Source organism: Pantoea sp. WMus005 (genome assembly GCF_013415305.1).
Taxonomy (GTDB): Bacteria; Pseudomonadota; Gammaproteobacteria; order Enterobacterales; family Enterobacteriaceae; genus Pantoea; species Pantoea rara.
The window spans coordinates 2,078,808-2,091,171 of the sequence record NZ_JACBXU010000001.1; the positions used below are offsets into that span (position 1 = coordinate 2,078,808).

Sequence of the window (12,364 nt, forward strand, 5' to 3'; positions counted from 1 at the left end):
CTATTTTGCTGTTGCGACCTGCATACCGTATGGCGCATTTTCCAGTGCCAGATTCAGCACCTCTTCAATACGTTTCACCGGATGAATCTCCAGATCGGCAATCACGTTCTGTGGAATCTCTTCCAGGTCACGCTTATTGTCGTCCGGAATCAGCACAGTCTTAATACCACCACGGTGCGCTGCCAGCAGTTTCTCTTTCAGCCCGCCAATCGGCAACACCTGACCACGTAGGGTGATCTCTCCGGTCATGGCGACATCCGCACGAACCGGGTTACCGGTCAGACAGGAAACCAGCGCAGTACACATGGCAATACCGGCACTTGGACCATCTTTCGGTGTGGCGCCTTCAGGGACGTGAACGTGAATATCACGTTTTTCGTAGAAGTCACCATTGATGCCCAGCTTCTCGGCACGGGCACGCACTACAGTCAGTGCAGCCTGAATCGACTCCTGCATTACTTCACCCAGAGAACCGGTGTAAGTCAGCTTGCCTTTACCCGGTACGCACGCGGTTTCGATGGTCAGCAGATCGCCACCCACTTCCGTCCACGCCAGGCCAGTGACCTGACCGACACGGTTTTCACTGTCTGCACGGCCATAGTCAAAGCGCTGTACACCCAGGAAGTCCTTGAGGTTTTCGCCATTGATGGTGATGTGCTTCTTAGTCTTGTCCATAAGCAGCGATTTCACCGCTTTACGACACAACTTCGACAGCTCACGCTCAAGGCTACGCACACCGGCTTCACGGGTGTAGTAACGAATGATGCCAACAATCGCGCTGTCTTCAACCGTAATTTCACTGGCTTTCAGGGCGTTGCGCTCAATCTGCTTGGTCAGCAGATGCTGCTTAGCGATGTTCAGTTTCTCATCTTCGGTGTAACCCGAAAGACGAATCACTTCCATACGGTCCAGCAGCGGTGCCGGGATGTTCATTGAGTTCGATGTTGCCACGAACATCACATCAGAGAGGTCATAGTCGACTTCCAGATAGTGATCGTTGAACGCAATGTTCTGCTCCGGATCAAGCACTTCCAGCAGCGCTGAAGCCGGATCACCGCGCATATCAGAGGACATCTTGTCGATTTCATCCAGCAGGAACAGCGGGTTTTTAACGCCCACTTTTGCCATTTTCTGAATGAGTTTACCCGGCATTGAGCCGATGTAAGTACGACGGTGACCACGGATTTCCGCTTCATCGCGCACGCCGCCCAGCGCCATACGCACATATTTACGGCCGGTCGCTTTAGCGATCGACTGGCCCAGAGAGGTTTTACCCACCCCCGGCGGTCCGACCAGGCACAGAATCGGCCCTTTGATTTTGCTGACGCGGCTCTGAACCGCAAGATACTCAAGAATACGATCCTTCACGCGCTCCAGGCCGTAATGGTCGGTATCCAGCGTCTCCTGCGCTTTACGCAGATCCTTCTTCACTTTACTGCGCGCAACCCACGGAACCTGCACCATCCAGTCGATGTAGCCGCGAACCACCGTAGCTTCAGCAGACATCGGGGACATCATTTTCAGCTTCTGCAGCTCAGCTTCTGCTTTCTCGCGCGCTTCCTGCGGCATTTTGGCCGCGTCGATTTTGCGTTTTAACGCTTCGTACTCGTCAGGCGCATCGTCCATCTCGCCCAGCTCTTTCTGAATCGCCTTCATCTGCTCATTCAGATAGTACTCACGCTGGCTCTTCTCCATCTGCTTCTTAACACGGTTGCGAATACGCTTCTCAACCTGTAGCAGATCGATTTCAGATTCCATCATCGCCATCAGATATTCCAGACGCTCGTTGACGTCGGACATCTCCAGCACAGACTGTTTATCTGCCAGTTTCAGTGGCATATGTGCTGCGACGGTGTCGGCAAGGCGGGCCGCATCGTCAATGTTGTTAAGTGAGGTTAATACCTCTGGTGGGATCTTTTTATTGAGTTTGATGTAGCCTTCAAACTGATTGATCGCCGTTCGCACCAGCACTTCCTGCTCGCGCTCTTCAATCTCTGGCGAAACCAGATATTCAGCCTGTGCTACAAAATGGTCACCGTTATCGGCCAGCGTCGTAATATGGGCGCGCTGTAAACCTTCGACCAGAACTTTGACGGTGCCATCCGGCAGTTTCAGCATTTGTAATACTGAGGCAACGGTCCCTACTGAAAAGAGATCGTTAATGCCAGGTTCATCCGTTGAAGCCTCTTTCTGCGCGACCAGCATGATTTTTTTATCATGATCCATTGCGGCTTCAAGGCACCGAATTGATTTTTCCCGGCCAACAAACAACGGAATTACCATGTGCGGATAAACCACCACGTCGCGCAGCGGCAACACGGGGATTTCAATGCGTTCAGAACGCTCAGGATTCATAGAGCTCTCTCTTTGTTTAATGTCCGCCAGGTGATGGGAACCGCATCAGGCAGGTATGCAGTTAAACCCACAGGTATCTGAGTATATGGGGATGCTTGTCCGACATTCAACGTCACAGAGGCGAGAAAAGCAAAAGGGGAAACATTTTCCCCTTTTTTATTTATACAACATGGACGATCTGTTTAATTATTCGCCAGATGCCTGCGCTTCATGCTTACCGTAGATCAACATCGGCTCAGATTGACCTTCAATAACTGATTCATCAATCACTACTTTTTCCACGTCGTCCATGGAAGGCAGGTCATACATCGTTTCCAGCAACGCGCCTTCTACAATGGAACGCAAACCACGTGCACCGGTTTTGCGTATCATCGCTTTCTTCGCAATGGCGGTTAACGCTTCGTCACGGAACTCTAGCTCAACGCCTTCCAGGTTAAACAGCGCCTGGTACTGTTTTGTCAGGGCGTTTTTCGGCTCACGCAGAATCTGAATCAGCGCTTCTTCACTTAACTCGCTCAGGGTTGCTACCACTGGCAGACGACCAATGAACTCAGGAATCAGGCCAAACTTAATCAAATCTTCCGGTTCGCACTGTGAAAGCAGTTCGCCTTCGCTGGCTTTCTGCGACTTCCCTTTGACGGTCGCGCCAAAACCGATACCGGATCCGGTTTCCACACGCTGGGAGATCACTTTGTCCAGACCGGCAAATGCGCCACCGCAGATAAACAGAATTTTCGAGGTATCAACCTGCAAAAACTCCTGCTGCGGATGCTTACGGCCACCCTGCGGTGGAACGGCAGCAACGGTGCCTTCGATCAGTTTAAGCAGAGCCTGCTGTACGCCTTCACCAGATACGTCACGGGTAATCGACGGGTTATCAGACTTACGAGAGATTTTGTCAATTTCATCGATATAGACGATGCCGCGCTGTGCTTTCTGTACATCGTAGTCACACTTCTGCAGCAGTTTTTGAATGATGTTTTCAACATCTTCACCCACATAACCCGCTTCAGTCAGCGTGGTGGCGTCAGCCATGGTGAATGGCACATCCAGCAGGCGTGCAAGTGTTTCTGCCAGCAGCGTTTTACCGCTACCGGTCGGGCCAATCAGCAGAATGTTACTTTTGCCCAGTTCGATACCATTGCTGGTATCGCCGTTGCGCAGACGCTTGTAGTGGTTGTAGACCGCAACCGCCAGCACTTTCTTCGCCCTTTCCTGACCGATGACATAATCATCAAGGTGATGGCGAATCTCATGTGGGGTTGGCAACGCACTGCGTTCACGATGCGGGGCAACTTCTTTAATCTCTTCGCGAATGATGTCGTTGCACAGGTCAACACACTCATCGCAGATATACACTGACGGCCCGGCAATCAGCTTTCGCACTTCATGCTGGCTTTTGCCGCAAAAAGAGCAGTACAGCAACTTTCCTGAACCGTCTTTGCGCTTATCTGTCATCAGTTAACCTCTTCTAGTTCTCAGGCCATACATACGTACGGCTCTGGCCGTGCAGAGACGGCCGAAATTCATTCAACCCATAATAGTACCGTTGTCCTGTTAACTATAGACCAGGGACAACGGTAAGTCGGGTCTTATTGACGATGCGTCAGAATTGAATCGACTAATCCATACTCTACCGCTTCACTTGCTGAGAGGAAACGGTCACGCTCAGTATCACGTTCGATTTCTTCCAGCGTTTTACCGGTGTGCTCAGCCATCAGCTCATTCATACGCTGTTTAACTTTAAGAATTTCGCGCGCATGGATCTCAATATCTGACGCCTGGCCCTGATAACCGCCCAGCGGCTGGTGGATCATGACTCGTGAGTTTGGCAGGCAGAAACGTTTGCCTTTGGTTCCCGCCGTCAGCAGGAACGCACCCATTGAACAGGCCTGTCCCATACAGATGGTGCTGACATCCGGTTTGATAAATTTCATGGTGTCGTAGATCGACATACCGGCAGTGATCACACCACCCGGTGAGTTAATGTAGAGATAGATATCTTTTTCCGGGTTTTCAGCTTCCAGAAACAGCATCTGCGCCACGATCAGATTCGCCATGTGATCTTCAACCTGGCCGGTCAGAAAAATGACGCGCTCTTTCAGCAGACGGGAGTAGATGTCGTAAGAACGCTCACCACGCGAAGTTTGTTCAACCACCATTGGCACCAGCGCATTGTGCGGTGCAGTATATTCACGATCGCCACTGTATGACATTACCGTCTCCTGGATAAATTTCATTGGCAACATTCTGTACCGATTCTACGTAAGACGCGCGGCAAACGCTACGTTGCGCCTTTTCCGACACCTTCAGGACGGTTAATCAGTCAGCCTCACTCTCATTTCTGCATACTCCCACTATCTGGGGATGCTGAACGCATGTTTCAAGCATAACAATCTTTTCCCTGTTCGCTAACCCGGAAAAAGCGATGGGTGAATAATTTGCCGATTAATTAAACAAATAGCGCCGAAAGGGGGCGTTCTGTACGCAAAATACAAAAAAGCCCGCGACTTTTCAGTCACGGGCTTAGCACAGACGGTTAAATGCGTGATCAGGCCTGAGCGGTCTGATTCATCAGTTCCTGGAAGTTGGTCTCTTTCTCGGTCACTTTAGCTTTCGCCAGGACCGCTTCAACCGCTTGCTCTTCCAGCGCAACGTTGCGCATATTGTTCATCAGCTCGTTATTCTTGCTGTAGAACTCGATCACTTCCTGCGGATCTTCGTACGCAGAAGCCATCTCTTCGATCATGGTGTTTACGCGTGCTTCGTCAGCTTTCAGCTCGTGGGTACGAATCACTTCGCCCAGCAGCAGACCGACCACAACACGGCGTTTAGCCTGCTCTTCGAACAGTTCGCGTGGCAGTTCCAGCGCCTGCTGTTCGTTGCCACCGAAACGCTGTGCAGCCTGACGACGCAGAACGTCGATTTCGCTGTCAACCAGCGCAGCTGGCACGTCGATTTCGTTAGCGTCAACCAGACCGTCGATCGCCTGAGTTTTAATGCGGTTACGGATAGCGCCTTTCAGTTCGCGATCCATGTTCTTGCGCACTTCAGTACGCAGACCGGCAATTGAACCATCTTCAACGCCGAAACGCTTGATGAACTCTTCAGTCAGCTCAGGCAGTTCGCGCGTTTCAACTTTCTTCAGCACGATTTCGAACTTCGCATCTTTCCCTTTCAGGGTTTCTGCGTGGTAGTCGTCCGGGAATTTCACGTCGATAGTGAAAGTCTCGCCCGCTTTGTGACCCACAACGCCTTCTTCAAAGCCTGGGATCATGCGGCCCTGGCCCATGGCCAGAACGAAATCAGCGGCTTTGCCGCCTTCGAACTCTTCACCGTCAACTGAACCGTTGAAATCGATAGTGGCGCGATCTTCCGGACCAGCAGCAGCGTCGCTTTCGATCCAGTTAGCCTGCTGCTTACGCAGGGTGTCCAGCATGGTATCAACATCAGCATCAGTTACTTCAACCACAGGTTTTTCGACTTCGATGTTTTCCAGGCCTTTCAGCTCAACTTCCGGATAAACTTCGAATTCAACCGCGTAGGTGAAATCCTGGCCTTCTTTGTACTCGCCCGGCACGTAGTTTGGTGCGCCAGCCGGATTAATTTTTTCTTTGATGATGGCGTCAACGAAGTTGCGCGTCATCAGCTCGCCCAGCACGTCCTGACGGACAGAAGCGCCGTAACGCTGCGCAACGATGTTCATCGGCACTTTGCCTTTACGGAAACCATCGATACGGACTTTCCTGGCAACGTCAACCAGTTCTTTTTTTACTGCGCTTTCGATGCTGTCAGCTGCAACAGTAATCGTAATGCGACGGCCCAGGCCCTGAGTGGTTTCTACAGAAACTTGCATCTTGTTACCTCAAAAAAATCACGTGCTCGGTCAACTTCAGACACCACACATAGTGAAATGCGCCGTATCCAACAACCGGGACGGCTTCCGTGAAGAGAACCTGATCCCTGTTACCAGAAGCGTCCCGAAGACATTCAGGAAAAATAGACGCAGCATTATAGCGGCAACGCTGGAATGAGTCGAGGATGCTAACTCACCACGTGTCTGATCTCACGTACCTGATTGCGTTGATGAACCTGACATCATTTTCAAAACGAATCCGGTATGCGGATGCCTGATAAAAACGGGAGCTCAGGAACGCCCGTTTTTATCCTTCTTAGCCCCCCATCGACCGGCCAGACGGCCTTGATGATCTTAATAGAGGGAATCATCTGCCAGATATCATTTACATGCGCCGTGCATTTGACTGGAACCGACCATTCGCCAGACACCCCACTGGCCATCTGAACCCGGTGTTACCCCCCGTGTCCACCAGCCATTTTTCCACACGCTGCCCTTCCATAAGACAGGGGTACAAGGAGCGCTGTATGTTGTTCCTGCATTCCACTCGGGTGCCTGAGGTTGTGGTGCGGGTGCGGGTAACTCAGAAGGCTTCACCTCAAAGTCATGAACAGACACTGCACGACGTAATCCTAAATGGCTGGTTGCTGTGACTTCCGCGCTATAACGCCCTGCTGCCAGCCCCGCTTTTATCTGGCCTGAAGTATCAATCCCCTTTTCAACAACCTTGTTATTCTTACGCAGGATCCACTGGTAAGCCGCTTCCCGGAAGTTAGCCGCCGCTTTCAGTTGCTGGGGCTTATCACGAGAAATGCTGCCCGGGCCGGTAATGGTCACTTCCGGTGAGACGCTGGTGATATCGACAAATCTGGCTGTAGTGCCATGATTGTTGCTGGCCGTGACCTGAAAACGCGCCGTGACATTTTGCACCTCTTTCGGGATAACGAGCTCTGCCGTCGCAGCTTTGCTGTTTCTGACATAAATACGCTGGTCTCCCGAAATATGAGACCAGTTGTAAATAACATCATCACGATTACTTTTCGCCGTCACACTGTAGGCAAAACCGTGATTAAACGTGGCAACGGCAACAATGTTGTCCCGGCTCACGCTAAGCTCAGGCGCCAGATTCGACGTTTCATCCGATTTCTCGCCAGGCTGGGGTAAATGCATTTCCGCGACCTTTTGTCCCGCCGCTTCGCTAAAATGCATGCCCCATTGCAGGAAATAATTCCGCAGATCGTATCCTGCGGCCTGGCTGTAAGCCACTACGCTGAAATCATAGACCTTTTGATTTCCATGCATGACATATTGCTTCTTAGCAGCCATATCCTCACCGGGCGCCGCGTAAATAGCACGCAGTCGCGCCTGATTCACTTTTGGGAAGAAGTCTTCACCATAGCTGAAACGCAGAAAGTTAAAGAAGGCCAGCTTACGGAACACATTTGTTATTTTCGTATAATCGGCATAATGAGGACCAGACTGGAGGAATTTCACAACGGCATCCTTGTCCCAGTTCCCCTCTTCCTCGGTAATACCGCTATGACACTTGTTGAGAGGATAGTGCTTTCCTCTTATCAGCTGACAGGCTTCTGAGGAATAACGGTTGACCTGGATTTCCGAAAACGGTCCCCATACATACTCATGCATGGGTTCATGTAAATGCCCTACTTCATGCCACCGCCCCCAATCATCCGCATTCATTCTTGATGAACTGAAACCGATACCGGTAAACCCTCGCCGGTAAGCGGCATAGCAACATGTGTCATAATTATAAAAAAGTGATCCCAGCCCTGATTTGAATATCTCTTCAGAACCATCCATTCCATTTAATTTTTCATACAACGCAGAGACCTTCAAATTTTCGCCAAGCACAGTGTTGATATTTTCGGGGGTAACATCGACAATCTTTTTGGGAACCAGCGTATTGGCTCTTCCATCAAATAAATAAGAAAAACCAAAATGACTGGCCGTTATTTTACTGTTTTCCCAGTCATCCTGAACATTTTGACCCAGAATGAATAAATGATTATCTTTTCCGCCCGTGACCGTGAGGGGAACCGTAACGTCGCGTTGTGTTTTAACCGGATCGCCACAACCTACTAATAACACCCCGCGCTCGCTGAATGTATATTGGGTAGTTTTTCCCGCAGCCAGCTCAACCTGGTTTTTAAACATGGTATCTGAATCTTTAAAACCATTCCCGGTAACGGCATAGCAGGTCGCGCCTGCGGGAATGGCACCCGCTGAGATCGTCACTGTCTGACCCGCATCTGCAGCAGTTCGTGTAAAGAAGAAGATCCCTCTGCCCATGGTGGCCTGCAGACTGTTCGTCCAGTCCCGGGTTTCATGGTGAACGATCGGCAGATTATAGTGGTTAGGCGTGGCTGGCGGGTACATCTTCATTGAACGCTTCAGCCAGAATAGCGGGGTACGGCTGTCGCCGGAGTCTTTTATCACCTGGCTGCTGTTTTTTTCGAACTGATCATAATTATAGCCAATCGCGGACAGGCCTTCTTTAAAACCAGGCTGATTATCATACTGCTGCCACCAGTGTGGTTCGGCAGCACTGGCCTGCCATACACAAGCACCCAATGACATTGCAAGGGCAACACATAATGTTATTTTGTTTATTTTCATAGTGCTTTAATGAGACCTTTAGATGAGTCATTGCCATAAAAAATGACTTTAATTAAATATATTGAATTACAAGTCATTACATCCACCGCACGGCCTTTTAGTATAGTGCTGCTATAGCAGCATACCCGCCGGGAATATATCAGGCTAAAAACGCCCACTGAGACAGCGGGAAGTACACACTGGCCGTTCTGATTCAGCGAAAGAACAATGGCTGATCACGTCTTCCTGAACACCTCTTTTAATAAACTATTGCACTAGGGTTTATATTAACGCACCGCGAATCAGAGGTAATACCCGGCCATATATCATTTTAAGCATTGGCTTAGCTGAATAAATAGAGGTAATAACAGATAAGACCGGACCACCTCAGAAAAAAGCACTGGAATATTTCACCGCACGTTTTCCGATAATTTTTCCGGAGGCCTCTGCACTCAGGCAGAGACCTGACCCGGAGTTAAATCGTTAGCGAATAACCTGCCAAAGGGATTGCGTTGCTTCTGGCGTCCAGTGTGCCATTGATGGGTGTCCCTGCAGGCAGCGATACTCTTTGCCTTTGTAGGTCACAATATCGCCCGGTTTATAGTTCACACCGGTTTTCCAGGCTGCTGACAGCGAAGGTGCCGGAGCGGGTTCTGGAGTTGGTGCTGGAGCTGGTGCGGGAGCTGGTGCCGGCGCAACTGCGCTGGCCTGCGTTTTAACCTTCAGTGCAGCACTCGCCAGTGACGTTTGTCCTTTAGCATTTTCAGCCACTACGGTGTAGCTATAGGTTGTCGCGGCTTTCAGACCCGTATCGGTAAATTGGGTTCCCGCCAGCGTGCCGACCCGGATGCCATCACGCAGGACCTGATATTTTACCGCACCGGAAACCCCTTTCCATTTAATACTCAGGTTTGTTTCTCCGGCAGAGATCAGGCTCAGGCTGGCTGGGGCCGCGGGGGCCACAGACCCGGCCTCAGGAGCCGGAGCCGTTTTCACTTCCACCTGATTACTGGCTTCAGAGAGATTGCCTGCCGCATCGCGTGCTTTGACGGTATAGCGATACGTCACGCCACCCAGCTCTGTGTTGGTGTCGGTCCAGCGGGTATCTGTTGTTGAGCCTACCGCCACGCCGTTGCGCAGAATCGAATAACTCATCACGCCCACCTTGTCGGTTGAAGGCTGCCACACCAGCATGATGGTTTTATCGTTTGCCATCACTCTGAGGCCGGTCGGGGCCGTTGGGGCGGTCACATCCGGAACTGCCTGATCGCCGGACATCAGGTCAGCCCGCTCTTTCATCTCGTTGAAGTAATCTACCTGCTGGGCAAGGGACGTCTGCTGATCATTTGCACCCAACGTCCAGATGAAGAAACCACCATAACCGTTTTCTGCCTGCCATCCCGCACGGTTAACGTTAGTCTGACGATTTTCTACAAAGCGCCCTTCAGGTCCCCACTGAGAGTTAATCGTCTGACCGAGGACAATTTTACGCTTATCACCCACAGCGCGAGCGTAGTTGGCCATCGCTACATCATATTTAAAGTTTCGACCTGCGTCATAAGCCATCACGTTAAAGAAGTCGAAAACATCCTTGCCTTTGTTCAGCAGCGGCAGGACTTCACCGTGATGACTGGAGCGCGATGATTCGGTGAATGAGCAGTTTTCAGTGACCGTGCTGGACTGGCACGCTACCGGGTCAGCGCCAACGTGATAGGTCGTCAGGCTGATCAGTTTTTTACTGCCAGAAGCGTTGAGCAGCTCGCGCACACGCTTTGCTACCGCCAGCACGTTGTCATTCTCTTCTGGCGTCAGTCGCGCCACTTTTTCAAAGTCAAAATCAATCCCATCGAGCTGTACGGTTCCCGCCAGCTGATTGACGCCCATATCACACGCCCCTGACCAGTTGGTGTGCAGACACTGGCCGGTCATCTCTTCAGGCTTCAGGTTCTTCTGGTAAACCGGGTAATTAGTTTGCAGCATTTTGACCAGATTCTGTGCCAGATTTTCGCGCGTTTGTGGGGAAGCCAGATACGCCCACATGGACTCATAGGTTTCACCGCCGAAGGCGACCATCATTTTAATACCTGGACGGGCCAGCTTCAGTCCGCTCCAACCGCTGTAAGCGGAGGCCTGGATGTACCATGGATCGTAGGTCGGCATGCTAACGATATTATCAGAGCTGGATATGTTACCGTTCGCATCCCAGCCTCCGAATGAAAGCAGCAGCGTATTGGCTTTAACATCTTTGAGGGTCTCAACAGACCCTGCACCGATTCCCCCCCAGGAAGTCAGATAAGAAACCGCGTAGTGCTCCTGCGCAGCAAAAGCCGACTGTGCCAGGAGGGCACCGCCGATTAAAAGAGGTAACGTTAGTTTTTTCATGACATATCCCATGTTTTTATTGAATACAATATTTGTTACTGCACTCAGTATTACGCTCTGCTTTAAAAAAATCTCTGGGGATATTTTCTTTTACTTTCAGAAATGAGGTAAACCAGACAAGAAGTATCTTAAATAAAAGAGGATAAGAAATTCCTTACCCCCTCCACGCCTATTCTCAAATAATAAAAGAAACCATACCTTCTCCCCTGGCGCTATTTAATTAAGAATCCTTCCTCACTTAACAGCATCTCTGATAAAGAGGTATTTAAATGAATAGTCAAACCCGGTTGCTTCATAAGCAAGGGGGATTCACCTTGCTCGAACTGCTGGTCGTCCTGATGATCATTGCGCTTCTGGCTGGCTTTGTCGGACCGAAGGTCTTTTCTAATGTTGACTCGGCAAAAGATAAAACTGCCCAGCGGCAGATGCGCGCAATTGCAGACGCGATGGTGCAATATCGTCTTGACGTGGGGCATTATCCTGATGAATCAGAAGGATTGCGTGCGCTAACGGAAAAACCCGCTTCGGCGCAAAACTGGAAAGGACCTTACCTAAGCCATCAGGTGCCACTGGATCCGTGGGGTCAGGCTTATCAGTGGCATAACCCGACCAGAGAACAAGGTTCTATTAATGACGTCGATATTACTTCTATGGGTAAAGGCGATAAAGCCATTACGTATGGATTCTGATGATGTTACGCGCTGGATTATTATTAGTGCTATTACTCCCATTATTTTCCGTCCGGGCTAACTGCTGGGTAGATGCGGGAGCACGCTACGGAATCGAACCTGAACTATTACAGGCTATCGCGATTGTCGAGTCGAATGGAAACACCAAAGCAATCAATAAAAATCGTGATGGATCATTTGACGTTGGTCTGATGCAAATAAATAGCAGCCACTTTAATACGCTGTGGAAATTTCGTATTAGTCAGAAAGATTTGCTCAATGATCCCTGCCAGAGTGTGATGACCGGAGCATGGATTCTGGCCGGTCAGATTCAACGGTTCGGGTATACCTGGGACGCTGTCGGCGCCTATAACGCTGGCACGGCGAATACACCTAAACGCCGGGCGCTCCGTCAACAATATATAAAAAAAGTAGCTCCGCATTATGCCCGTCTTAAGAGGCAACGGGGCCACTCATAACTGGCAGA

General features: G+C 50.5%; 8 protein-coding genes. 2 read left to right on the forward strand and 6 right to left on the reverse strand.

Annotated elements, in window-relative coordinates:
* The 6 genes from lon to HZZ01_RS20880 form a co-directional block, all read right to left on the reverse strand.
* Complete coding sequence (lon, locus tag HZZ01_RS09585) at positions 1-2,355, reverse strand: endopeptidase La (RefSeq protein ID WP_179896737.1); 2,355 nt, start codon at positions 2,353-2,355, stop codon at positions 1-3.
* A gap of 186 nt (positions 2,356-2,541) precedes the next feature.
* Positions 2,542-3,813, reverse strand: a complete 1,272-nt coding sequence (clpX, locus tag HZZ01_RS09590; RefSeq protein WP_179896739.1) for an ATP-dependent protease ATP-binding subunit ClpX — start codon at positions 3,811-3,813, stop codon at positions 2,542-2,544.
* Positions 3,814-3,947: 134 nt separating this feature from the next.
* Entirely contained in the window at positions 3,948-4,571 is a 624-nt protein-coding gene (gene clpP, locus HZZ01_RS09595; protein WP_003850496.1) for an ATP-dependent Clp endopeptidase proteolytic subunit ClpP, read from the reverse strand.
* Positions 4,572-4,906: 335 nt separating this feature from the next.
* Positions 4,907-6,211, reverse strand: coding sequence for a trigger factor (gene tig, locus HZZ01_RS09600; protein ID WP_179896741.1), 1,305 nt, complete (start codon positions 6,209-6,211; stop codon positions 4,907-4,909).
* Positions 6,212-6,592: 381 nt separating this feature from the next.
* On the reverse strand, positions 6,593-8,848 hold the full coding sequence (locus HZZ01_RS09605) for a M60 family metallopeptidase (RefSeq protein ID WP_179896743.1): 2,256 nt from the start codon (positions 8,846-8,848) through the stop codon (positions 6,593-6,595).
* A gap of 462 nt (positions 8,849-9,310) precedes the next feature.
* A complete protein-coding gene (locus tag HZZ01_RS20880) occupies positions 9,311-11,209 on the reverse strand; it encodes a glycosyl hydrolase family 18 protein (RefSeq protein WP_218928061.1) in 1,899 nt (632 codons plus the stop codon).
* 269 nt (positions 11,210-11,478) lie between these two features.
* On the opposite strand from HZZ01_RS20880, the gene gspG reads away from it, so the two are divergent.
* Positions 11,479-11,898: a type II secretion system major pseudopilin GspG gene (gene gspG / locus HZZ01_RS09615; RefSeq protein ID WP_179896744.1), complete on the forward strand. Its 420-nt coding sequence runs from the start codon at positions 11,479-11,481 to the stop codon at positions 11,896-11,898.
* A 2-nt stretch (positions 11,899-11,900) separates the two neighbouring features.
* The gene (locus HZZ01_RS09620) at positions 11,901-12,356 is read left to right on the forward strand and encodes a lytic transglycosylase domain-containing protein (protein ID WP_179897142.1); all 456 of its coding nucleotides are present in this window, start codon (positions 11,901-11,903) and stop codon (positions 12,354-12,356) included.
* Positions 12,357-12,364: the final 8 nt, after the last annotated feature.